This is a genomic window from Peribacillus sp. NPDC097284 (assembly GCF_044761765.1).
Classification (GTDB): Bacteria; Bacillota; Bacilli; order Bacillales; family DSM-1321; genus Peribacillus.
In genome coordinates this window covers 74,690-99,806 of the sequence record NZ_JBIWCZ010000011.1, presented here as the reverse complement: position 1 = coordinate 99,806, position 25,117 = coordinate 74,690, and the positions used below count along the sequence as shown (strand labels likewise).

Below are 25,117 nucleotides of genomic sequence, written 5' to 3'. Positions count from 1 at the left end.
TTTTACTAAAAAGGGCGATTTTTTTGTGCATAAATTTCATAAAAAAAGGGTTGCCCTAAAAGTCATTTTCCTGACTTTTGGGACAGCCCCTTTTTCATATTTAGATGAACTTCGCTACTTCATCTAACGACAATCTTGTAGTTTGGAAAGAAGGTGAAGCTGCCTTCCCTATTGCAATTAAGACAATCGGAACATAACGTTCAGGCACATCGAATCTTTCAATGAATTGTTGTTTATTATACCCACCCATTGTAAGTGTGTCGTATCCCTTAGATTTCGCTATTAGCATAAGCTGCATCGAAACAAGTCCAGCATCAAAATTAGCCATACTCTCCCTGGTTTCTCTTGAAGCATCATTCCGATACTGGACTTTTCCTATTATTTATCGAATTTCAGTTTCGCCAATGCATCCGCTAATGCTGTATTGATTGGCTCCTCTTTGTTTTGCTTTTTCATATAATTCGAGACTTCATTTTTAGACACTTTCTTATTCTTGTTTTGACCTTTTCGTTTGTTATATGAAGAAAGCTTTTCATGAAAGCCACATTTACATGTGAACGTCTGTGCTTCTCCTTGCCCTCTCATTTCCATTTTCTTATGGCATTGTGGGCATCTTGCATTTGTTACACGTGAAACACCTTTTTTATGCCCGCATTCTCGGTCTTGGCAAACGAGCATTTTCCCTTTTTTACTGTTTACTTCAAGCATCAACTTGCCGCAATCCGGGCATTTTGTGCCGGAAATGTTATCATGCTTGAATTTTTGATCACTCGTCTTGATTTCGTGAACGATATTTTTCGCATAGGTGCGCATATCCCCAATGAATGTACGCTTATCAAGCGTTCCGTTAGCAATGGCGGTTAGCTTCTGTTCCCATTGTGCGGTCAACGCTGGCGAACGTAGATCTTCGGGAGCCAACTCAAGGAGCTGTTTACCTTTTGAGGTAACATGAAGACCTTTTCCACGTTTTTCAATCAGGAAACTATTGAACAATTTTTCAATAACATCGGCCCGGGTCGCAACGGTGCCGATTCCCCCGGTTTCCCCCAACGTCTTAATGAGTTCCTTGCTTTCCCCAGCCATGAAACGAGCGGGATTTTCCATTGCAGATAACAAGGTGCCCTCATTGAATGGCTCCGGTGGTCTTGTTTCTCCCTCTGTTTGTTTCACTGCCGTGATGTCTAAGATGTCACCATTCTCGAGTGTCGGAAGCAATTGCTCTGTAAGGCCATCACTTGCCTCTTCTTCCTCGAACTGATGATCATAGACTTCCTTCCAACCTGATTTCAAGATGACTTTTCCTTTAGCGACGAATGTTTCACTGCCCACTTTTGCGGTAACGGTCGTTTGCTCATATTCAAATGGTGGCATCAGAACCGCAAGGAACCGTTTGACGACAAGGTCGTAAATTTTCGATTCCTTGTCACTCAATTTACCCGGTAGTGGCGTTTGCTCAGTAGGTATGATGGCATGATGATCACTAACCTTGCTGTCATCCACGAATGATTTATTAGCCTTGATCGGGCTACGCAAGATTCTCGATGCATATTGGGCATATGGCTTGATGCTGACTGCCTGTAATCTTTCTTTCAGCGTCTCGACCAAATCCGAGGTTAAGAAACGCGAGTCCGTTCTTGGATAGGTCAGGACTTTATGTCCTTCATATAAACGTTGCATGATGGAAAGTGTCTCTTTCGCCGAATAACCGAATTTCTTATTGGCATCCCTTTGTAGCTCAGTTAGGTCATATAACTGGGGTGCAAAATTCTTCTTATGGGCTTTTTTCACTTCCACCACTTCAGCCTTTTTGTTTTTCACATCAGCAAGGACTTTGTCTGCCTTTGCCTTTTCGAATGTGCGTATATCTTTCGAATGGACGTCTTGCCAGACAAGGCGTAGTTGAGATTCTGCCGTTGCCGTAACGCCATAAAATTTCCTCGGCTGAAATTGTTTGATTTCCTTTTCCTTGGCAGCTATCATCGCTAGTGTAGGCGTTTGAACCCTTCCGCACGATAACTGGGCATTATGCTTCGTTGTCAGTGCCCTTGTAGCATTCATACCGACAAACCAATCCGCCTCGGCCCGAGCAACTGCAGAGGCAAATAGATTCTCGTACTCTTTCCCATCCTTCAGCTTGTTAAATCCATCCTTAATCGCCTTATCAGTTACCGATGATATCCAGAGCCGCTTGATTGGTTTTTTAACATTCGCTTTTTCCAGAATCCAACGTGCAACGAGCTCCCCTTCCCGTCCTGCATCGGTTGCGATGATGACGTCCTTGACATCACTGCGGTTCAATTGCGTTTTTACCGCTTGAAACTGCTTTCCGGATTGCTTGATTACGACCAATTTCAAGGATGGAGGCAACATAGGGAGGTCTTCGAGCCGCCATGTTTTGTATTTTTCGTCATACGTTTCCGGATCTGCATGGGTAACTAAATGACCAAGCGCCCAGGTGACGATATACTGACTTCCTTCCAAATAACCGTTGCCTTTTTTTTCGCAATTCAGCACTTTTGCTATATCTCTTCCGACCGATGGTTTCTCGGCCAGTACGACTGTTTTACTCATAAAAATACATCCTTTCCCTTTTAAACTGATTCTCTCATTATCTCATATATTTTTAGTCAGGGCGATAAAGGACTAGGGACTAACAACTAATGTCGAAGTGACTTAGGCAGACCGTCTAGTTGGTGAACCATTTATCGGTGAACCCCACCTTATTCATGCACAATATGTAAATTACTAGATTAGATAGCAATCTAGTACAGATTTTAGTATGATGAAACGTAGAGATTTTTTCAAAATAATTGGGAGGTTCAACATAAATGAGCTTACTTTCTATAGATAATTTGGCACACAGCTTTGGTGATCGGACATTATTCAGAGATGTTACGTTCCGATTGATGGCTGGGGAACATGTAGGCCTCGTCGGCGCTAACGGCGTAGGTAAATCAACAATGATGAACATTATTACCGGGCAACTGATTCACGATGAAGGCCGAGTTGATTGGACACCTGGTGTTGAATATGGCTACCTTGACCAGCACACCGTCCTGACTAAAGGCAAAACGATACGCGATGTGTTAAGAGATGCCTACTTACCTTTATTCGAGCAGGAAAAAGCTTTGAATGAAGTGACCGAGAAAATGGGTTCAGCGACACCAGAGGAACTTGAAGAACTTTTGGAACAAATGGGGGAAATCCAAGATAAACTCGAAGCTGGGGATTTTTATAATTTAGATATGAAAATCGAAGATGCGGCACGTGGGTTGGGCTTGGATGCGATTGGCCTTGAGCGTGACGTTTCTGCTCTGAGTGGTGGACAGCGGACAAAAGTATTGCTGGCGAAACTACTATTGGAACAACCCCAAGTACTACTGTTGGATGAGCCGACAAACTACTTGGATGTGGAGCATATCCGTTGGTTGAGCAGCTACTTAAAGGAATATCCTAACGCATTCCTATTGATTTCACATGATACCGAGTTCATGAACGGCGTAGTTGATGTCATCTTCCATCTAGAATTCTCGAAATTGACCCGTTATACGGCGACATACGAAAAATTCCTTGAACTTGCTGAACTGAATAAGAACCAACATATTAATGCATACGAAAAACAGCGGGACTTCATTAAAAAGCAGGAAGACTTCATCGCAAAAAATAAAGCCCGTTATTCAACTTCTGGCCGGGCAAAAAGTCGGGAGAAGCAATTGAATCGCATAGAACGTATCGACCGTCCGGAAACGGCGATGAAACCGACTTTCGATTTCAAAGAGTCACGTGCGAGCAGCCGATATGTATTTGAAGGGGAAGATATTGAAATCGGCTATGACCGTCCATTACTTCCAAAACTTTCAATGAACATAGAGCGTGGGGAGAAAATTGCCATTGTGGGATGTAACGGAGTGGGGAAATCCACACTGTTAAAAACGATTCTTGGTAAAATCGAGCCACTAAGCGGGAAAAGATCACTTGGTGATTTCCTCTTCCCTTCTTATTTTGAACAAGAGGTACAAGCAGGCAACACGACACCGATCGATGAAGTGTGGAACGCATTCCCTCATCTCGATCAACCTCAAGTACGGGCTATCCTCGCGCGGGTTGGCTTAAAAAATGAACATATCACTCGTCCGATGGCCCATTTAAGTGGTGGGGAACAGTCCAAGGTCCGCTTGTGTAAGTTGATGCTTACAGAAAGCAACTGGCTTCTGTTCGATGAACCAACAAACCATTTAGACGTGGTGGCCAAGGAAGAATTGAAACGTGCATTGAAAGAATATAAAGGAACGGTTCTGATTGTCTGCCATGAACCCGATTTCTACGAAGATTGGGTCACGAAAGTATGGGACGTCGAAGAATGGTCGAACAACAACTAAATGAACGGTCAAAGAGGGTGCCGCATACGTTGTGGGCACCCTCTTTATTTTTGAACGGGAGTGGTCATGCTCAATGATTAATGCATGCCCCCACTACGTTCAGCTACTAACGTATACGTTTTAGGTATCCCAATGTCATGGATTTTGTGGTTTGGTTCTTCTTCAAGGACTTTGATGATCAAACCGGATTCTCCGACTGCCGTTATGAGTTCACCCATGGTCCATTTGCGTTGGACCACTTTCGAAAGGCTTTGTTTATCTTCATCAGGCATATGTTTGGAGAAAGCCACCTCGTTATTTTCAATGGCAGGAGCAAAATAATTGCCTGTCACCTTATGTTTTTTGCCAGAAGAGGTTATGAGTTTCGTCGAAATTGGATGGAACTCATGCAGCACGAATCGTCCCCCCGGCTTCAACATCCTTTTTACCGTTTCGAATAATGGCTGCAGATCTATGAGGTAGTGAAGGACACCCAGTTCCATCAAGACCAAGTCCCGGTCTCCTAATGCATGTTCGGGCGGCAAGGACAGCACATCCGAGACAATATATTCAATGCTGACATCGGCTGATTCAGCCAGTTCGTTCGCGAAAGCAGCATTTTCCCGAGAGAAATCCACGACCTTAACGTCAGCTCCCAACATCGCCATGGCGACTGCCTTGACCCCATTCGATCCCATTAAATGTGTGACTTTCCGACCCACTATGTCTCCCATATATTTATAAAATGGATGCAATCTCCATCGCGGGTTGTGCTTGATCTTCCCTGCCAATTCATCCGGTTTCCCGTAACGGTTCACAAGGGCTAGATAATTATTTTGATTCCATGCCTGTTCATTTTCAGCTGTAAAGCCCTTTTGTGCCGATAATAGATACGCATGGATTTCATCACGATTACTCTGCATTTCAGCATTGTAAAGGTAGCTGTATAGGGATTGGCACCAAAGCTCGGTTTCCCCTACTGGTATGAGTAATCGGTAAGGATCCGTTTTAATTGTCCTATTGAATAAACAGCGGACCGTAATCAGTATTCCATCCTTTTCAACCTGGAAAAAGGCTGTTTCAGGATTCTTTTCAGGCTGTGAAGGAGCATGATCTATGAAAAGGGCAAATGTTTCATCAAAAACATCCCACTGCACGTCGACCGTGACATTTATAGTACCCTTTATTTCAACCCCTTGTATAAATAAAGCGGAGGGTCCCGTAAATTGATAGGGAATGTTTCCATCCTCAAGCAATTCCCCTATCCATGTAATTGTATGTAAATAGTTTCCGTTCATGCGAACCTCCTAGATCAGTAAAAATCAGTAGAATCAATCTTCCATAGCCAACGACAAACCTGTGCGCGTGAGGGAGATCAGTTCTTTGTCACCTCGATCGATTCCATACACAAGCAGCCTGACGAGCATGTAAATCGCCCTAAATCTTGCCAGGTTTTTGACTTCGGTTTCAATTTCACCATAGATTTCAAAAAAGGACCGTCTCGCCTCTTTTGGAAAGTAGCTGTATAAAAAAGAAAAATCGATAGCTGGATGCCCGATATGAACGTCCCCCCAGTCAATGATGCCCATTAGTACACCTTGGGCATCGAGCAAGACGTTCCGGACATGAATATCACCATGGACAAGGGTGTCGCATGTCCCTTCATACGATGCATCCAGGTCTTTCAAATACGTCGAAACGGCATGGGCCTGTTCAGAATAACCTAGTCCCACTAATGCTAAGAGTTGCTCATCAAGGCTGTCCTGCCGGAAAGAAACATCAAGTCTCCGCATTCCATCAGGCTGTACACCCAATTGTTTCGCCGTTGGCACAGGAAACCCGTGAAGCACTTTCAGGAAGTGGGCAAACTTTATTGCCGAGGAAATCTTACTTTCCATGGTTTCCTTCACAGGTAAGTGTCCCTTCACCATTTTGTAGCCAGTAAAGGGATATGGATAACTACTGCTCGGCTCTCCAAAAAAGACCGGTTCAGGAATGGCTAGCGGAAGATTTCCGGCCAATGAAGGCAAAAGCTTGTTTTCCACTTGAATTAAGGTAACAGCAATGGGTCTTCGGGGAAATCTGAATACATACTCCTCATTCAACTGAATGACCGTATTGTCAAACCCTTCCCCGATTTGCCTCACCTTTTCCAAGCCAACATCGGGAAACTGATGCTTTATCAAATTCTTTGCAAGTTCTAAGGAAACTGGATATTCTGCCAACCATGGTTTGTCCAATTCTCCTTCCCCCTTTATCGGTTTCTGCCCCTGCTAGGTGAACCTCCTGAATCATTGCGACGGTTCCCATTCGGACTATGGGTATTCCCCCTTCTGCCTTGACTCCCTCCTTGTCGTTCTCCTCGGGCATTGTCGCGACTACGTCCCCGACTTTCATCCCTTTGATCTCCTCGTGTGTTCTCGCGTTTAGGACCTCGGTTTGCAAAGCCCTCACGTGTATTCTCTAGACTCAACTCACGATTGTCGGCCTGATTAGCGGAGCGGTGACTTCCTCGGTTCGGACCTCGCGTATCGATTCTTTCTCTATGACGGCGTCCACCACCCGAACGTGGATGACGTGCTTCCCCTTCAGATAAGTCGCGGTCATGACGCTTCCGTTTATTCTCGACTTCGCCCGGCTGGAACATCTTAACCCCTTCGATCTTTCTCCGTTCAATTTTCATGGAAATACCTTTTTCAATATCACTCAAAAGCTGAAGATCCTTCGTAGCAATAAAGGTTACGGCTAATCCATGCTCACCGGCCCTTCCTGTACGTCCTATCCTATGGATATAGCTTTCGGCATCTTCAGGAACATCGTAGTTAAAAACATGTGTCACGCCTTCAACATCCAGCCCACGCGCAGCAACATCCGTGGCCACTAAATATTGAAGCTTCGCATCCCGGAAGTTTTTCATGACACGCTCTCGTTTTGCCTGCGACAGATCTCCATGAAGTTCATCCGAGTTGAAACCAGCCGCCTTTAAAGCATCGTTCAAAACAGAAACACGGCGCTTTGTCCGGCAAAAAACAATCGCCAGATATGGCTGTTCTTCCTTTATGATGCTGATCAGTGAGGACTGTTTGGCCCTATCCGTCGTTTCAATGACAAGTTGACGGATCTGCTCGACCGTCACTTGCTCAGCTTTAACAGCAGCTGTCAATGGTCTATCCATATAACGCTTCGCCAACTGATGGACTTGTTCTGGCATCGTCGCGGAAAAGAGCAGCGTTTGTCTTGTCTCTGGCAATTGTCCCATGATTTCTTCCACTTCCGGTAAAAATCCAATATGGAGCATTTGGTCCGCTTCATCCAAAACAAGCGTTTCGGTTTGGGATAAATCAATGGTTCCCCTTCGTAAATGGTCTAATAATCGGCCCGGTGTAGCTACCACGACAGAAATATTCCGTGTCAGCTTTTTCATTTGCTGCTCCACATCTTGTCCACCATACACGGCTAGCACTTGCAATTCCTCGATCTCATTGGCGAACTTTTTCAGCTCAGCCGTTATCTGTAACGCTAACTCCCTAGTCGGTGTGACGATTAATGATTGAACGTGGGAAGCTTTTGGGTCGACTTTTTCTAATATTGGAAGCAAAAATGCCAATGTCTTCCCTGTTCCTGTCTGTGCTTTCGCGATGACATCCCGTCCCGCCATTATGTCAGGTATCGATTTTTCCTGTATCGGGGTTGGGCTGGTTATGCCAGTTTGCTTCAATATCGTGTTAATTTCTGGGCTTATGCCAAGCTCGATGAAATTTGTCATGTATCGGCCTACTCTCTATATTTGTGATATCTTATTTAAATCATCATTACATCCATTGTCTATTATTGATTCTACACTAAGGCAATTTCCTTTACTCCAAGTTCTTTGTTAGTATATCATTATCTATTTTTGAGAGAAAATTTTTCATGGTATTGTGCTTTAGATGTTTTTCTAATATAATTTATAAGATTTTAAATTTCTGACTAACTATACTATTTGAGCTACTTGCCTGGAAAAAGGTGGGCGTCTCCTCCTTGTAAATGTCCGTACAAGGAGTTTTTGTATATAAAAAGAAGGAGTGGCCGCATGTTTAAATTAAAAGAACGGAAAACGAATATTAAGACAGAAGTCCTTGCAGGGCTTACAACCTTTTTAACATTAGCTTATATCATCGTTGTAAACCCCAAAATTCTTTCTGATGCTGGTGTTCCCTTTGAACAGGCTTTTACAGCAACCATCATCGCTACCTTAGTCGGTACTCTTTTCATGGCTTTTCTAGCCAATTATCCGATTGTCATTGCTCCTGCGATGGGATTGAATGCCTATTTCGCGTACTCTGTCCTAGGCACGCATGATATCTCGTACACGGTTGCCTTTTCGGCAGTCTTTGTTACAGGGATTATCTTCGTCATATTATCGCTTACTTCTTTCCGGTCTAAACTGATTGAAGCGATCCCCAATAATCTGAAACATGCTATCAGCGCCGGGATTGGTCTATTCATCACCTTTATCGGGCTTCGTTTATCTGGGGTCGTAACGAGTCATGAATCGAACCTGGTGACCCTAGGGAGCTTCAGAGACCCAGGAGTGGCACTTACCTTAATCGGTTTGGTAATAACCATCATTTTAATGGTCCGTAAGATTCAGGGTTCCATTTTCATCGGGATGATCATTACAGCGATCATTGCCCTATTTACTGGACAACTTAAAATTGAACATTTTGTTTCGGTGCCATCGTTACCCGAGGGCATCATTGTTGCTAATCCAATCACTTCTTTTGCGGATGTTGTAAACTACGGCCTATATGGTGTAGTGTTTTCCATCCTTCTCGTTATGCTATTCGACACCACCGGAGCCCTAATCGGGATTGTGCGCCAAGCAGGGTTATTGAAAGACGGAAAGTTGGAGAAAGCAGGAAGTGCTTTCTTCGCGGATTCCGTTGGGACAACAATCGGAGCCATGTTCGGTACAAGCCCTACTGCCGCCTCCGTGGAGTCCTCGGCCGGTGTAGGTTCAGGTGGTAAAACAGGGTTAACCGCTCTTGTCGTAGCCATTCTTTTCTTGGTCACTGCTTTCTTCAGCCCACTTATCGGGGCAGTATCAGATATTGCGGCCATCACTGCACCTAGCTTGATCATAGTTGGTAGCATGATGATCAAAAGCATCAATGAGATTGAATGGACCCATTTCGACGAATCTTTCCCAGCCTTTTTGGTCATTGTTACGATGCCTCTTACTTCAAGTATCGCCAATGGTATAGCACTTGGATTCATCTCATATCCAATACTAAAAATCGCAAGAGGGAAATTCAAAGAAGTCCATCCGTTAGTATACATCTTTGCCGTTCTTTTTCTTTACCAACTCATTTTCTTAGCATAAAAGAGAGGAACCGTGACATCACGGTTCCTCTTTTCATGTCTTATCCTCGCCTTTAACCCCCTTCGAATCCTATCAAAAAAAAGGATATCCAACATGTTGTCAGATACCCTTCCTCTTTTACTGATTCATTTGATCAAGAAAGTCGCCAAGAAGATCATCCAGATTTTCCTCTTCTGGTTCCGGTTGCTCTGACTGTTCTGAAGTCTCATCGAAACTCCAATCAAAATCATCCAGATCCATTTCGGGTAATTCCTTCGGTTCTTCTTCCAAACTCCTCTCCACCAATTCTTCCTCTTCCTTTACATAGACATCCTCATTGATTCCATTGCTGTTTAGTGAGGCCAACAAGGCCGTAGCCCGTAAAGGATCGGATAAAAGATGGTACAAAATCGTTCCAAGCATTGCTTCTGAGTGGGAATGCTTTAGCCAGTCACGCTGAGATTTACTAAGCTTATTCGGCATGGGCAAGGCAACCATCTCCCGTTCCTGATGAGAGGATTGCCCAACGCCATCAAGAACATACTCAGCAATTTTACTGGAAAAATTTCTTCTTTCCGTTTCCTTTAATTTCTGCAGCTGCCTTAACGTATAATCGGATACATCTGAAGGGATACGAAAAGTGATGGCCTGTCCTCTTTTGATTTCAGAAGAAGCTGTTTTTTTCATTTTCTCACCTATTTAACTGAACCTGTACGTTGTTCTTTCTTCTTATGTTGAGATTGTTGCTCTTCCTTTGAATTCCGGCGTTTAAAGTCGGAAATCAGCTTGTAATAGGCGTTGGCCATCATCCAAACGCTTTCTCTTTCATCTTCAAAAAAGTCGATATTGTACCCATCAAAGTTTTGATTGAGTGTTTTCAAGTAATCCTTCAGTACAATTGAACCCCCACCTACGAAGTAGCAAATCTCCGTCTGTGAATTCTTTTTCCAAACGTTGCGAAGATGACGATATTGTTTTTTTGCAAGCTCCCCTAAAATGCGGTCGACAATATCATGCACACTTGTCCGACTTCCACGGACCATTATATGGTTCCGGTCGTTTTTTTTCGTGATAATCTCCACCACGTCACGTCTGCTGTCCAATTCGACACCATGTTTCTTCCTGATTTCCTCACGAATTGATTCGAGTGCTTCAGCCACACCAAGGTTAAACCCTTGTGCTTTATCATCATCCACTTTACGGTTCTTAATGACCGCGATATCTGTCGAAAGTCCGCCGATATCTTGAATAAGAATTCTTTTGTCGATCAGCTCACGGTTAATGATGTTCAAATCATTGTCCATTACTAGATTGATATAAGCTGCAAACCCTTCAGGATAGACCTTCACTTCATCAAATTTAATATTCACTTTCAATCCCTGATATTTAGGCGTGATTAAAAATTCCACTTGGTGAACCGAACCCACTAATTTCGAGCGATATCCGACATCTTTCCCTTCCTTCACTTCACGGAGCGGAAGGCCCGTACCCAACGTATAGTTCGCTTCGACGACATTATTAACCTTTTTGAAGCGATCATTGTTCCCCTGTTTAGCCGCATCCAATGCCAGTGCCGCAAAAAGCATGATCAACGTTTGGTCTTCTTCCGATTTACTGCTGCCTAAATCCAATTCTGTAGGGTTATCACTTTTTGTCGCTAAATTCCCAACACGGTAAATAGCATTATTATCTTGAAGTGCTGGTGAGTGAACTCTTATATGAATTCCATCCAATGGGTTATTCTCATCCAGTTCCTCTATCCCGATGACCGGCCGGTCCTCAATATCTTTTGCAATGACATTCGGTATATATAGTTCAGACTCTAGTTTTCCAAAAATAGCTTTGATAGCATCATTACCTACATCTACTGCTGCGATTCTAGAACTCATCTTAAAACATCCCCTTTTTTTAAAAAAATGCCAGACAGTGTACTTTAATAAGAATAGAAAAAAATACCATAATAGTCAATGATTCGATAGATATACCTTTTCCTAAAATATGTATTCATTTTGTATACATTAGTAACAAGTGTGTACACACCTTGTATATAGCCATGTATACGTGTTTGTAAACATGTTTACTATATTGTTTACAAACTATCTTATTTTGTTTACATGTATACATTTTTGTATACAATGCAAACCATTTCCTTTTTATAACATCCATCTACCAAAAAGAGGATAAAAAGCTAGGTGAAAGGGAATGGTAATAAACGGAAACCATTCCTAAACGTCTGGAGGAATTTAAAAATGACTGAAAAAAATACAGAACTCCCACAGTATCCTGAACCCTTCTGGAGAAGTACATTGACTTTTCCTTCATTCCCCAAGGTAGAAGAAGATATTAAAACAGATGTCTTGATTGTTGGGGGCGGGATCACAGGCATAACTTCCGCTTATCTATTAGCCAAGCAAGGAGTTCAAGTCACACTCATTGAGGCGAGCGAGATCCTAAACGGAACCACAGGACATACAACAGCCAAGATTACCGCCCAGCATGGACTGGTTTATGACAAGCTAATTGCAGCGCATGGCGAGGAAAAGGCAAAACTATACTATGAAGCAAATACTGAAGCAATGAATTTAATCAAGGAATTGGTCGAGGAACATTCTATAGAATGTAATTTATCTAAACAAGATGCTTATGTGTATGCAAATACTGAAGAATATGTTAGTAAGATTCAAAAAGAATTGAGGGCCTATCGTAAACTCGGTATTCCCGGTGATTATACCGACACTATACCCTTCTCCATTCCATGCAAAGCCGCGGTAATCATGAAGGACCAGGCACAGTTCCATCCATTGAAATATTTACTGGGACTTACCTCCCCCATTCTGGATGGTGGCGGGAAAATCTTTGAACATACGACAGCCATGAAGATTGAAGATGGAGAGAATCCGACCGTTCTGACTGAGGATGGTCATAAAATTAAATGCAACCATGTCATCGTCGCTTCTCATTTTCCTTTTAATGATGAGATGGGTTTATACTTTGCACGGGTCCATGTAAAAAGATCCTATGTCCTTGGCATTAGGATGAAACAGGAATATCCGGGAGGCATGTTTTATAGCGCGGATAGCCCTTCCCGTTCCCTTCGCTATACGGAAAACGACAATGGTGAAAAGCTGATTCTTGTAGGCGGAGAAGGGCATAAAACCGGGCAAGGTATATCAACAATAAACCATTATGAGGCTTTACAGGATTTTGGCTCCCACTATTTCAAAGTGGAGGACATCCCTTACCGTTGGTCGGCTCAGGATATCGTGACGCCTGATGACCTGCCATTCGTTGGCCCGGCAACCCCCAATCATCCCCGGGTGCTCATTGCAACCGGTTATGCAAAATGGGGCATGACAAATGGAACCATTGCCGCAAAAATCTTGACTGACCGCATTTTACAAAAGGATAACCGATATGCGGACTTGTATGATCCCGCCAGATTAGATGGAATGAAAAACATGGTGAAAGATAATGCGGATGTCGCGAAGCATATGATTCAGGGCAAGCTTTCCATCCTTCATAAAAAGCCAGACGACCTAGGATTGGATGAAGGGGCCATTGTCAAAGTGAATGGGGATAAGGCCGGGTGTTACCGAGATAAAGAAGGTCAACTATTCATCGTGGACTCGACATGTACCCATATGGGATGTGAAGTCGCGTGGAACAGTGGGGATAGGACTTGGGATTGTCCGTGCCATGGCTCACGTTACTCTATTACTGGAGAAGTTATGGAAGGTCCTGCAGTCGAGCCCCTCAAGAAAATTCGGTAATAACGGATACCTAGCGTACATTGCCCTATTATTCTCGACTATAACAACTGTTTTCCTTATACTGAAGGGACTGCAGTAACTTGCAAATACCTCTAAAAGGGATTGAAGTAAAATGAACGGTAAAAACCGAAAAGATATCACTCCAGGAACCTCTGTAGACATTGTACTGAAAGCAGATCAACGAAGCGGAAAACTAACAAGTGGTACAGTAAAGGACATCTTAACAAACTCTAGCAGTCACCCACATGGAATAAAAGTACGGTTGACAGACGGCCAAGTTGGCAGGGTCCAGGTCATTCATAAATAACATGCACTCGGTTTGAAACCGAGTGTTTTTTTATATCCTTATTCTTTCGATCAATCCTTCAACAAAAGGGAGCATGTTTTCCCTTACGGTCCCGTACAATAGGATAAACTCACTTTTATAAAAGGTTGGTGTCTTATGAATCAGGAATTTAGCACCCCCAATCGAAATTATCTTGATAACCCTCACGCTTTAAAGGTGTCCGGCTCTGAGACGCTTCAGGCTGCCCCTGATCAGGCGACCATTACCCTGGGGGTCATAACAGAGGATGAGGACCCCCGGAAGGCTCAACAAGCCAATTCACAAAGCATTGCACGAGTCATTGCTGGACTGAAGTCCATTGGCATTTCCGAAGATCAATTGAAAACGAGTGAATATAGGATTGACCCGCAATATGATTATGTTGGTGGAAAAGAACAGTTTAAAAATTATAAGGTCCATTATATAATCCAAGTCCAAACAACTGAGATTGAGGCCATTGGCATCATAATTGACACGGCTGTCAGCAATGGGGCCAATTCCATCTCCAATATCCGTTTTTCCTTGTCCACTCCAGAGGTCTATTACAATCAAGCCCTTTCACTAGCTTTAAAGAATGCTTATGAAAAAGCACTCTCCATGGCGAGAACGATAGGAGTTACCTTGAACCCCATTCCCACTCTCGTTGAAGAAATGTCGGAAACGACTCCTCCTGTTCTTTTCCAAACCAGTTCCTACACCAAAGCAGCCACTACCCCCATCCAACCTGGTGAATTGAACATTACCGCTACAGTAAGAGTGGAATATACTTACTAAGTTGCCGGTTTCCAAAGTAAAACCCTCTATTGGCAAGGCTACTTGCCAATAGAGGGTTTTTGTTTTTAAAAGACGACTGTTTTGTTTTCATGAACAAGAACGCGGTCTTCCAAATGCCACTTCACAGCATGAGCAAGTACCCTGCGTTCTGCAGAACGACCAATTTTCTTCATCTCTTCTGCAGAGTCACGGTGATCGACACGTTCTATGTCCTGCTCGATGATGGGACCTTCATCTAAATCATTTGTCACATAGTGGGATGTTGCCCCTATCAACTTAACACCGCGGGTATATGCGCGTTCATAAGGTCGAGCCCCTATGAATGCAGGTAGGAATGAATGATGGATGTTGATGATTTTATTCGGATGGGCTGCCACGAAATCGGGTGTCAAAATCTGCATATATCGAGCCAATACGATTAAATCAATCTTAAAGTCCTCCAGCAATTTAAGCTGCTGCGCTTCCACTTCTTTACGAATCTCTTTATTTGCCGGAATATAATAAAAAGGAATATTCATGGATTCGACAATTTCCCTAGTATCTTCATGATTACTGATGACCATCGCTATATCTGCCAGTAGATTGCCGCTTTGCCACTCCCATAACAACTCAAGTAGACAATGTGGTTCTTTCGAAACGAAAATCGCCGTCCTCTTTAAATCACTAACGTAATTGAACGTCCATTGCATGGAAAACTTTTCTGAAATTTCTTGAAAATCTTTTTCCATGTCTCCTGATTTCGCTTTTAAGTTGGGGCAATCAAATTCAATTCTAGTAAAAAAAGTCCCGCCATTTGGATTCATGGAATACTGACTCAATTCAACAATATTCGCTTCATATTCTTTTAAAAAAGCCGTTACCGTTGCGACTATGCCTGGTTGATCCGGACATTTTATTATCAAACGTCCTCTATCTTCATTTTTTTCACGGTATGCCTGTAATTGCTCTTGCACAAAGTTGTTCACCATTATCCCAACTGCCCTTCGTCTTTTTGGCTCTATTATACTTTATTTCGTCAGCAATGTTAAAGTCAGTCCATTACTCCCCGATTAATAAGCACGATAATCCTTGTCTGAAACCTGCACTGATTTCAACACCCACTCCGGATTGGAAGGTAATACATCCCCGTATACCGGTTTTTTTATTATTTCTTCGGCGGTTTCCACTTGCGTACCGTTTTAATAAGGGGGATTTTTTTCGATTGGATTTTCAATGACTTGATAGACGCCCAGCTATCCAGTGACTTGAACATAACGGGAAATGTAGAAGAAGTAAATGCAAAGTCCCAGAACCTTTAAGAATTGCATAGTAAAAGAGATTAAAAGAGAAGAGTCGGCCTGATTAAGGACGATTTTTTTTGATATTTGGACATTTTGGGACGTTCTTCCCAAAATTGGAGGTTATGACAGAAGACATGTTGGGTATAAAACACTTTATCAGTACCTAAAAGGGGGATTAGAAATAATCATGAAATTATCAGTAAAATTCATTCTTGCATTATTGGTCATTCTTGGTCTCATGTCCGGCTGTGCTGAGAAGGATCAGCTTGAAGATGGTAGTAAGCTGATTAATGAGGATCAGTTTATCTTCGCTTCCTCAGGTGAATTCAAACCATTCAGCTATGTCAATGATGACATGACTGTAACTGGATTTGATGTCGAGGTGGGAACGGCCATTGCCAAAGAATTAGGACTTGAAGCAGTTCCTAAGCGAATAAAATTCAAAGGAATTGTTGAAGGGGTCAAGACTGGTCGGGCAGATGCAGCTGTTGCCAGTCATACCATCAATGAACAGCGTAGTAAACACGTTTCCTTCTCTACTCCCTATTACTACTCTGGTCCTCAAATCTTTGTGCGCCCTGATAGTGATATCGAGACAATCGAGGATTTAAAAGGAAAAGAGGTAGCCGCGTCTAAAGGTTCTACATACGCAAACACCGCTGAAGAATATACAACCAATGTAAAAACCTATGATAGCGACATCACGGCCCTTAAAGCGTTGAGCGGGGGGCGTCATGATGCTGTCATAACGGATTTTGTCACCGGAAAAGAAGCCGTGAAAGAAGGCTTTGAAATTGAAGGACGACAATTGATTGAACGGAGTGAGCAGGCGATTGTACTGCCACAAGATAACCCTGAGTTGCTCGCACGTGTCAATGCAGCACTCGACAATCTCCGTGAAGACGGAACGCTTGCTGAAATCAGCAAAAAGTACTTTGGTGAAGATATCACGACCAAACCTGAATAAAGATAGATAGAAAGGGAGTTGTTCCATTGCCAAGTTTTTCACATTTCTTTGATACATTATTTAGCTCTTCGGATGTGTTCATCCGAGCCATGCTCCTCACCTTGGAGCTTACTGTCGTATCCATTTTAGTGGGGACCGTCATCGGATTACTTTTTGCACTCTTAAAAATTTCTAATATTAAGATCCTCGCATGGATTTCAGATGCTTATGTATTCCTAGTCCGGGGTACACCATTGATCGTACAAATATTCATCCTTTACTTTGGTATTAGTAACATCTTCCTGCTTCCTGATTTTTGGGCAGCATCTCTTGCACTCGCCTTCCATAACGGTGCTTATATTTCGGAAATACTTCGTGGAACGATTCAATCCATCGACAAAGGACAGGTGGAAGCTGGTCGCTCGCTAGGAATGAGCAAGTCTCTCACATTAAGAAGAATCATCCTGCCACAGGCTTTCCGCCGTGCACTGCCACCACTAGGCAATCAATTCATCATCGGCCTTAAGGATTCCTCATTAGCCGCATTCATCTCAATGAATGAGCTCTTTAACGTTGCCACTACGTTAGGATCTAATAACTTTGATGAAATGACTTACCTTCTGATTGTAGCCGTCTATTACTTGATACTTGTAGCAATCTTAACCATAGCCGTCAATGCATTCGAAAAGAAACTGTCCATTAGCGATCGATAGGGGGAAATGAACATGGAACAAAAAGAAATGATTCGCATAAGAAACTTGAATAAATCATATGGAGATCTTCATGTGCTTAAGGATATCGATATGAAGGTGCTGGATAGCGATGTAGTCTGCCTGATAGGCCCTAGTGGCTCTGGTAAAAGTACATTGCTCCGTTGCTTGAACTATTTAGAGAAAAAGGACAGTGGACAGATCCTGATCGAGGGAACAGAGATTCAGCCTGGAAAACATGATATTAATAAGATTCGGGAAAAAGTGGGCATGGTTTTTCAGCATTTTTACCTTTTCCCACATATGACAGTGCTTGAGAATATTATAGAAGCACCTACTCACGTCAAGAAGGTCCCTAAGGCCCAAGCCATTAAGGAAGCAAAAGAGTTATTGGTTAAAGTGGGACTCTCGGATAAAGCGGATGTCTACCCAAGCAAACTATCGGGTGGGCAAAAACAACGGGTTGCCATAGCTCGGGCACTAGCCATGAAACCGGATATCCTACTCTTTGACGAACCCACTTCCGCTCTCGACCCGGAACTTGTCGGTGAAGTATTAGCGACAATGAAGGAACTGGCCATTGAAGGCATGACAATGGTCGTCGTGACCCATGAGATGAGCTTTGCCCGTGAAGTAGGAGACTGGATTGTCTTCATGCACAACGGACGTGTGATAGAAAGCGGCCCACCTACGGAATTTTTCTCCAATCCAAAAGAAGAACGGACGAAGGAATTTTTACAAACGACTGTATTTTAAATGACATCATCCGAAGCAATGCAGAGAACTCTGCATTGCTTCTTTTCTGAACAATACTAGATATATAGATTTATCAGTTGCCACCAAAGTTTCAGGGATATATTCTTCCCAAATGTGCAAACTAAATACTAGATGAATTGTTTCAGAATATATCCTCACTCCCCCCATTCCGGCTCGAACATGGAAAAATGTCTGTATTTATGGTATATATACAGGTAAAATTAAAAGAAGTATATAAATGAAAGAGGTCGAATTCTGTTGGAACATAACTCTTCAAATTTTATTAAAAATATTATAAACGATGATCTAGAGTCCGGAAAACATAAGCATATCGTCACCCGTTTCCCTCCTGAGCCAAATGGTTACTTACACATCGGGCACGCAAAATCCATCATACTGAATTTTGGTGTGGCTGATGAATTCAATGGGAAAACGAACCTGCGTTTCGATGACACGAATCCATTGAAGGAAGATATTGAGTATGTCAATTCCATCAAGGAAGATGTCAAATGGCTTGGTTATGACTGGGATAACCTTTTCTTTGCTTCCGATTACTTTGATAAGATGTATCAAAAGGCTGTATTGCTAATCACTAAAGGTCTAGCCTATGTGGATGACCTAAATGCAGACCAAATCCGTGAATATCGTGGAACATTAACGGAACCTGGAAAAGATAGCCCTTACCGCAATAGAACGGTTGAGGAAAACCTTGAGCTATTTGAAAAGATGCGTAACGGCGAATTTGAGAATGGCCAAAAGGTATTGCGTGCAAAAATCGATATGAGCTCGCCAAATATTAACCTGCGGGATCCTGTTATTTACCGTATTTCCCATACGGAACACCACAATACAGGAGATAAATGGTGCATCTATCCGATGTATGCATTTGCTCACCCAATTGAGGATGCCATTGAAGGCGTCACTCATTCCATCTGTACGTTGGAGTTTGAAGATCAACGTCCGCTTTATGACTGGATCGTTGATAATTGTGAAATGGAAAGCAAACCACAACAATATGAATTTGGCCGTTTAAACCTGACGAATACGGTGATGAGCAAGCGTAAATTGAAACAGCTTGTCGATGAGAAATTTGTCGACGGCTGGGATGATCCACGTATGCCTACCATCTCCGGTTTACGGAGACGGGGATATACACCGGAAGCGATTCGTGCTTTCTGCCAGGAAATAGGTGTTGCTAAAACGAGTGGTGTCGTCGATTCCCAAATGCTTGATCACTTTGTCCGTGAGGATTTGAAGCTGAAGGCTCCACGTACCATGGGTGTTTTAAAGCCACTTAAAGTCGTCATCACCAACTATCCAGAAGGTGAAGTTGAAATGCTTGAAGCTGAAATCAATCCCGAAGTACCTGAGATGGGTACTCGACAAATTCCATTTTCACGTGAAATATACATCGAGCAAGATGATTTCATGGAGAATCCACCGAAAAAGTACTTCCGTCTTTTCCCGGGTAATGAAGTCCGTTTGAAACACGCTTATTTCATTAAATGCGAAGACGTGATAAAAGATGAGGCTGGAAATGTCATTGAGCTTCATTGCACATATGATGTTGAAACAAAGAGCGGATCTGGTTTCACCGGCCGTAAGGTGAAAGGGACACTTCACTGGGTCGAAGCTACACAAGCTATTTCAGCAGAATTCCGTAACTTCCAACCTTTAATCTTGGATAATGAGCAAAATGAAGAAGAAGAAAAATCATTTTTAGAGCGGGTTAACCCTGATTCCATAGAAGTCTTACAAGGATTTGTTGAGCCTAATATGAAAGACGTCAAGCCACAGGATAAATTCCAGTTTTTCAGACATGGCTATTACAATGTCGATCCTAAACTTACGTCATCCGATCAGCTCGTCTTCAATCAAATCGTTAGCTTGAAGAGTTCATTTAAATTATAAAAACTAATGATAAGGACCAAATTCCATAATGGAGTTTGGTCCTTTTCATATGCTTATGAATTATCTTGCATCTTCCATCCCTCAACAACATCACTTCATTTGAAATAGCAATAATAGGTCGCCGTATCCTTCCTCTTCCATTTCATTTCTAGGGATGAACCGAAGTGCAGCCGAATTGATGCAATAACGAGTTCCCTTGGGGGCAGGACCATCCGAAAACACATGTCCTAGATGGGAATCGCCTTCCCTGCTCCGCACCTCAGTACGGGTAGATCGATAGCTTACGTCAATCTTTTCATGAACACTGGTAGACATGATCGGCTTTGTAAAGCTTGGCCATCCACATCCACTATCATACTTATTCCTGGAGCTGAATAGGGGCTCTCCAGAAACGACATCCACATAGATGCCTTCTTTAAAATGATCCCAGTACTCATTGTCAAAAGGTGGCTCTGTCCCATTTTCCTGTGTAACGAAAAATTGCCTCTCAGTCAAGATTTCCTTAAGGTGGGATTGATCCTTAGGCCAGTTTTCTTTTAAGAAAGCATCGCGGCCTGAACCCTTACGATACAAGGCGTACCTAAATTGATTCTTTTTATGGAAACCCTGGTGATATTCCTCGGCAGGATGAAACTCCATGGCCGGTAAAATATCCGTTACGATGGGGTCATCGAACAGATTATTCTCCATTAATTCTTTCTTAGACTCCTCGGCTTCTAATCGTTGACGATCATTATGATAAAATATCGCAGATTTATATTGATTACCCCTATCAGAAAATTGTCCACCAACATCGGTAGGGTCAATCTGCTGCCAGAATATCCGAAGTAAATCTTTATAAGAAATGAGGCGAGGATCAAACACAAGCTGAACCGCTTCTACATGATCGGTCTGACCTGAAATCACCTGCTTGTAACGGGGGTTGGGAACCTTCCCGCCCGTATAACCCGAAGTCACTTCAATCATTCCATCCATTTCATCAAAGGGAGCTACCATACACCAAAAGCATCCCCCTGCAAAGGTCGCGATCTCTCTATCATTCACTGTCACACATGGCACCCTTTCCTACTATTTACTTTGTTATATTATTACAGACCCAAACAACAAACTAACTCTTTCATTTCATGCCATTCTATAAAAAGAGGCACTTAGGAATCAACCTAAGTGCCTTACATGATCATTAATTAATTATTGCCATGGAATCCATTAAAGGATGACACTTACAATGATGGCTGATAGAATGCTGACAAGCGTCGCACCATAAAGTAACTTCAAGCCAAATCGTGCCACAACGTTCCCTTGCTTTTCATTTAGTCCTTTAACTGCACCAGCGATAATCCCGATTGATGAGAAGTTTGCAAAAGATACCAAGAACACCGATACAATACCTAAAGTTCTCTCACTGAATCCAGCATCCGCTAAGCTCAACATGGCAACGAATTCATTCGTCACTAATTTAGTGGCCATGATTCCACCAGCAGATACAATTTCAGATGCCGGAACACCCATGATGAAGGCAAATGGAGCAAAGATATATCCTAGGATTTCTTGGAAGCTAATACCTAGAATCAAGTCGAATAAGCTGTTTATACCAGCGATTAATGCGACAAAACCAATTAACATGGCAGCAACAGTTATCGCCACTTTGAATCCATCCATGATATATTCTCCGAGCATCTCGAAGAAGGATTGCTTTTCTGCCCCTTCTTCAACAGCGAGAATATCTTCTTCCTCGGAAACTGTATATGGATTGATGATAGAAGCGATAATAAATCCACCAAACATGTTAATAACAATGGCTGTCACCACATACCTTGGCTCAACCATAGTCATGTAAGCTCCTACAATCGACATGGATACAGTGGACATGGCCGATGCACAAAGCGTGTACATACGTGAAGGCGGTATGGCACCCAGCTGTTTCTTCAAAGTAATGAATACTTCTGATTGACCAACGATAGCCGAAGCAACCGCATTATAGGATTCAAGCTTACCCATCCCATTTATTTTACTGATTAGTAAACCAATCCACTTCATAATGAATGGAAGGATTCTTAAATACTGTAAAATACCAATTAAGGCGGATATAAAGACAATCGGAAGAAGAACATTTAAAAAGAACGGTGATGCGCCTTCATTGACGATTCCGCCGAAGACGAATGTTACCCCTTCATTGGCCCATTTCAAAAGCATTCCAAATGCGTCAGCAATAGCATTGATGATGACAAGACCAAACTTCGTATTTAATAATATATACGTCAAGATAAGCTGAATCAGGATCATTATGATGATTGGTTTAACTTTGATTTTCTTACGGTCACTGCTCACTAATACAGCAAGTCCAAAAACGACGATCAGCCCTAAAATTGCTATAAGAAATTTCATTATGCGGCCTCCACTTAGGTGAATTTAATTTATTTTAACTGGTACCTTAAAAGAATTATGCAAGCGTTTTCTCTTTTAGCCAAAATACCTTGTCCGTACCTCTTCAATTTTATATACTATACTAATATTTTTTGTAGTGCAATTAATTTTTTTCTATAAGAACAATACAATATTTGGTAACTGACAAACCCATTTTATTAAAAGTTTCCCCAACTGGTTTCTCTATATCCACATCTAACGAAACAGCAACGATCAAAAAAAACTTAGGGTTAAAAAAGACCCTTAACTTTCCCTTAAGATAAAAGGGGAAATTAGAGCCTATCTTTTTATTTATATCTTTGGTTTTTTGGGAAAGGTAATTTCGAAACGCGTGCGTTTTCTCTCTTCACTCGTCACTTTAATAATCCCTTGATGCATTTGGACAATCCACTTGGCAATAGAGAGACCAAGCCCTGACCCTTCGTTTAAGGAACGGGATTGTTCCACTTGATAAAATCGATCAAAGATTTTCGATAGTTCCTCTTGAGGAATCCCCTTCCCATCATCTTCTACAGATAGAATGATGGACGAAGCGCTCTTGACGCAGGTTATCGAAATCTTCCCGCCTTTTTCCGTAAACTTCAATGCATTATCCACTAATATCACCAATAATTGATGAATTCTTTCTTTGTCACCAAAAAACTCAACCTGCTCCGGTACTAAGCTAACCATTGTTTTATTCTGAAAAGAAGCTATATCAATATACTGTTCAACAACTTCGCTAATGACTTCATCTAAGAAAAACTTTCCTTTTGTAACCTCCACTTGATTGGAATCCGTTCGTGTCAAGGTTAAAAGGTTTGTAACTAACTTATTCAAACGTCGCACTTCTTTGGAAATGATCGATATATCAACCGCTTTTTCCTCGATTGTCGCGGAAGGTGATTGAAACAACAAATCAGCTTTCGATTGAATGACAGCAAGAGGTGTCCTGATTTCATGGGAAGCATCGGAAACGAACTGCTGCTGTTGCTCCCATGATTTTTTTATCGGGATGAGGGCCCTCCCCGCTAAAAGGTACCCAGCTCCAATGGCCAAAAGGCTTCCGATGCCTCCACCCATGAGCAATATGAGCAATAAGCGATTGAGCATAGCTTTTTCCGAATCTACATTCCGAATGAATTGCCACGTCATTTTTCCGTATTCTGTTTCTACCTGTGTGGAAACCGCCCGGTATGTAGCACCATCGACAGAAATTTCTTCAATCTCATCAAACGTTTTCGGGAAAAACTCTGGTTCATTGACCTTGAAGAAACTGTTTTCGTTTAACCTTGGCTCAATGATTGTTTCATTCGGACCCCAAACGATCACACTCGGACCTGGGCCTAACTGAAATTCACCTGGGGGACGAATTCCCCCCGGCATTCCCCCAATCCTTTGCTCACGTAAGGAGTCATTCACTTCTTTATAAATCTGATTTTCCGTATAGAAATAAATTGTTCTGCTTAATATCGCAATAAGAACTATGAAGACGATTGAATTCAATAATGTCAACTGAAGCCTCGTTTTTTGAAACATGCTAACCCCCCCTTAAGGTTGTTTTAACATATAGCCAATTCCTCGGATAGTCTGTATGTCCTTATGGTATTGAAAGGGTTCCAATTTCTTTCTTAAATGGTGCACAAACACTTCAACGATTGCGATCGTCGTATCGGAGTCAAACCCCCAGATGCGGTCAAAAATCTGTTCACGGGTAAGGATTTTTCCTTTGTTTTGAATGAGGTATTCGAGCAATTCATATTGCTTCAGCGTTAGTCTTACCGCCTCACCCTCTACCAAAATACCCTTTTCCTTCTCCAACAATTGAATTCCTCGGTACTTCCAACCTTGCTCAAGCGAAAGAATTCCACTCCTACGCAGAAGAGCCCGTATTCTTGCCTTAAGCTCGGCTGCCTGAAATGGCTTGACCAAGTAATCATCCCCTCCAAGTTCCAGGCCCTTTACCCGATCCTCCAGGGAATCTTTTGCGGTTAAAAATAAAACACTCGTATCAATTTTGGCGTTCCTCATTTGGCGGATGATCTCGAATCCATCCATACCCGGAAGCATTACATCCAAAAGAATGATATCGTATATACGTTGCTGGGCCAAAAAAAGCCCATCTTCCCCGTTATCAGCTGTATCCACTTCATATTCATCCTCTAAAATTTGCCTCATTGACTCTAATAATGAAGCATTATCCTCTACCACTAATACCTTCATCAAAAGTCTCCCTCCCGACAAAATTCTCCTGTAAATATATTGTAATCCTACCCCTTTATATATATAAAAGAAAACCTGACAACATCAGCCTGCTTTTTTAAAGATGTATGATGAAATCAGTATTACGAAAGAAGCTTAACTTTTCCTTAATGATGGCTGCCTTTATATGTAACAAAAAATGAACGAAGATTTCTTTTCTTCGCTTTACTAAATTCTATGTCGAACAAAAAAAGGGGATTTTTTTAAAATTAAATTTACAAAATATTCCAATAAATATATACTGAGAGTGTTATCGGGCTCCACTAGGTAAATTATCT

General features: G+C 42.2%; 21 protein-coding genes. 9 read left to right on the top strand and 12 right to left on the bottom strand.

The window, feature by feature from the left end; genetic code table 11:
• Positions 1-100: 100 nt before the first annotated feature.
• Together ACIQXU_RS17190 and ACIQXU_RS17185 are read right to left on the bottom strand one after the other, a co-directional pair.
• Positions 101-379 carry a nitroreductase family protein gene (locus tag ACIQXU_RS17190; protein WP_402991188.1) on the bottom strand — a complete coding sequence of 93 codons (279 nt, stop codon included), beginning with the start codon at positions 377-379 and terminating at the stop codon, positions 101-103.
• Positions 379-2,571, bottom strand: a complete 2,193-nt coding sequence (locus ACIQXU_RS17185) for a DNA topoisomerase III (protein ID WP_402991182.1) — start codon at positions 2,569-2,571, stop codon at positions 379-381. The genes ACIQXU_RS17190 and ACIQXU_RS17185 overlap by 1 nt, the downstream gene beginning before the upstream one ends.
• A gap of 257 nt (positions 2,572-2,828) precedes the next feature.
• Between ACIQXU_RS17185 and abc-f the strand changes: the two genes are divergently transcribed.
• Positions 2,829-4,379: a ribosomal protection-like ABC-F family protein gene (gene abc-f / locus ACIQXU_RS17180; protein ID WP_402870105.1), complete on the top strand. Its 1,551-nt coding sequence runs from the start codon at positions 2,829-2,831 to the stop codon at positions 4,377-4,379.
• Positions 4,380-4,456: 77 nt separating this feature from the next.
• Here the strand turns inward: abc-f and ACIQXU_RS17175 are convergent, their stop codons facing one another.
• From ACIQXU_RS17175 to ACIQXU_RS17165, 3 genes are read right to left on the bottom strand one after another with little or no spacing between them, the layout of a single operon-like run.
• Entirely contained in the window at positions 4,457-5,656 is a 1,200-nt protein-coding gene (locus tag ACIQXU_RS17175) for a class I SAM-dependent methyltransferase (RefSeq protein ID WP_402991180.1), read from the bottom strand.
• A gap of 33 nt (positions 5,657-5,689) precedes the next feature.
• The gene (locus tag ACIQXU_RS17170; protein WP_402991177.1) at positions 5,690-6,598 is read right to left on the bottom strand and encodes a phosphotransferase; all 909 of its coding nucleotides are present in this window, start codon (positions 6,596-6,598) and stop codon (positions 5,690-5,692) included.
• A gap of 14 nt (positions 6,599-6,612) precedes the next feature.
• Positions 6,613-8,124, bottom strand: a complete 1,512-nt coding sequence (locus ACIQXU_RS17165; RefSeq protein WP_402991174.1) for a DEAD/DEAH box helicase — start codon at positions 8,122-8,124, stop codon at positions 6,613-6,615.
• Between the two features lie 306 nt (positions 8,125-8,430).
• On the opposite strand from ACIQXU_RS17165, the gene ACIQXU_RS17160 reads away from it, so the two are divergent.
• The gene (locus tag ACIQXU_RS17160) at positions 8,431-9,723 is read left to right on the top strand and encodes an NCS2 family permease (protein WP_402870094.1); all 1,293 of its coding nucleotides are present in this window, start codon (positions 8,431-8,433) and stop codon (positions 9,721-9,723) included.
• A 117-nt stretch (positions 9,724-9,840) separates the two neighbouring features.
• Here ACIQXU_RS17160 and ACIQXU_RS17155 read toward each other — a convergent pair whose 3' ends face one another.
• Positions 9,841-10,389: a hypothetical protein gene (locus ACIQXU_RS17155; RefSeq protein ID WP_402870092.1), complete on the bottom strand. Its 549-nt coding sequence runs from the start codon at positions 10,387-10,389 to the stop codon at positions 9,841-9,843.
• An 8-nt stretch (positions 10,390-10,397) separates the two neighbouring features.
• On the bottom strand, positions 10,398-11,591 hold the full coding sequence (locus ACIQXU_RS17150) for an Alp7A family actin-like protein (RefSeq protein ID WP_402870090.1): 1,194 nt from the start codon (positions 11,589-11,591) through the stop codon (positions 10,398-10,400).
• Positions 11,592-11,951: 360 nt separating this feature from the next.
• Here ACIQXU_RS17150 and ACIQXU_RS17145 point away from each other — a divergent pair, with 360 nt between their 5' ends.
• From ACIQXU_RS17145 to ACIQXU_RS17135, 3 genes are all read left to right on the top strand, one after another.
• Positions 11,952-13,472, top strand: a complete 1,521-nt coding sequence (locus ACIQXU_RS17145; RefSeq protein ID WP_402991171.1) for an FAD-dependent oxidoreductase — start codon at positions 11,952-11,954, stop codon at positions 13,470-13,472.
• 112 nt (positions 13,473-13,584) lie between these two features.
• On the top strand, positions 13,585-13,779 hold the full coding sequence (locus ACIQXU_RS17140) for a YwbE family protein (RefSeq protein WP_057914066.1): 195 nt from the start codon (positions 13,585-13,587) through the stop codon (positions 13,777-13,779).
• Between the two features lie 135 nt (positions 13,780-13,914).
• The gene (locus tag ACIQXU_RS17135; protein WP_402991168.1) at positions 13,915-14,571 is read left to right on the top strand and encodes an SIMPL domain-containing protein; all 657 of its coding nucleotides are present in this window, start codon (positions 13,915-13,917) and stop codon (positions 14,569-14,571) included.
• A gap of 65 nt (positions 14,572-14,636) precedes the next feature.
• Here ACIQXU_RS17135 and purU read toward each other — a convergent pair whose 3' ends face one another.
• A complete protein-coding gene (gene purU / locus ACIQXU_RS17130) occupies positions 14,637-15,539 on the bottom strand; it encodes a formyltetrahydrofolate deformylase (protein ID WP_402870082.1) in 903 nt (300 codons plus the stop codon).
• A gap of 499 nt (positions 15,540-16,038) precedes the next feature.
• On the opposite strand from purU, the gene ACIQXU_RS17125 reads away from it, so the two are divergent.
• The 4 genes from ACIQXU_RS17125 (at position 16,039) to ACIQXU_RS17110 (ending at position 20,174) form a co-directional block, all read left to right on the top strand.
• Positions 16,039-16,818, top strand: coding sequence for a transporter substrate-binding domain-containing protein (locus ACIQXU_RS17125; RefSeq protein WP_402870080.1), 780 nt, complete (start codon positions 16,039-16,041; stop codon positions 16,816-16,818).
• A gap of 26 nt (positions 16,819-16,844) precedes the next feature.
• Complete coding sequence (locus ACIQXU_RS17120; protein ID WP_402870078.1) at positions 16,845-17,510, top strand: amino acid ABC transporter permease; 666 nt, start codon at positions 16,845-16,847, stop codon at positions 17,508-17,510.
• Positions 17,511-17,522: 12 nt separating this feature from the next.
• Positions 17,523-18,263, top strand: coding sequence for an amino acid ABC transporter ATP-binding protein (locus tag ACIQXU_RS17115; protein ID WP_402870075.1), 741 nt, complete (start codon positions 17,523-17,525; stop codon positions 18,261-18,263).
• A gap of 258 nt (positions 18,264-18,521) precedes the next feature.
• Positions 18,522-20,174, top strand: coding sequence for a glutamine--tRNA ligase/YqeY domain fusion protein (locus ACIQXU_RS17110; protein ID WP_402991165.1), 1,653 nt, complete (start codon positions 18,522-18,524; stop codon positions 20,172-20,174).
• Between the two features lie 90 nt (positions 20,175-20,264).
• Here ACIQXU_RS17110 and msrB read toward each other — a convergent pair whose 3' ends face one another.
• From msrB to ACIQXU_RS17090, 4 genes are all read right to left on the bottom strand, one after another.
• Complete coding sequence (msrB, locus tag ACIQXU_RS17105) at positions 20,265-21,224, bottom strand: peptide-methionine (R)-S-oxide reductase MsrB (protein WP_402991162.1); 960 nt, start codon at positions 21,222-21,224, stop codon at positions 20,265-20,267.
• A gap of 156 nt (positions 21,225-21,380) precedes the next feature.
• Positions 21,381-22,559 carry a NupC/NupG family nucleoside CNT transporter gene (locus ACIQXU_RS17100; RefSeq protein ID WP_402870067.1) on the bottom strand — a complete coding sequence of 393 codons (1,179 nt, stop codon included), beginning with the start codon at positions 22,557-22,559 and terminating at the stop codon, positions 21,381-21,383.
• A 330-nt stretch (positions 22,560-22,889) separates the two neighbouring features.
• Positions 22,890-24,116, bottom strand: a complete 1,227-nt coding sequence (locus ACIQXU_RS17095) for a sensor histidine kinase (RefSeq protein WP_402955027.1) — start codon at positions 24,114-24,116, stop codon at positions 22,890-22,892.
• Between the two features lie 12 nt (positions 24,117-24,128).
• Positions 24,129-24,800 carry a response regulator transcription factor gene (locus ACIQXU_RS17090; protein ID WP_402870061.1) on the bottom strand — a complete coding sequence of 224 codons (672 nt, stop codon included), beginning with the start codon at positions 24,798-24,800 and terminating at the stop codon, positions 24,129-24,131.
• Positions 24,801-25,117 lie beyond the last annotated feature (317 nt).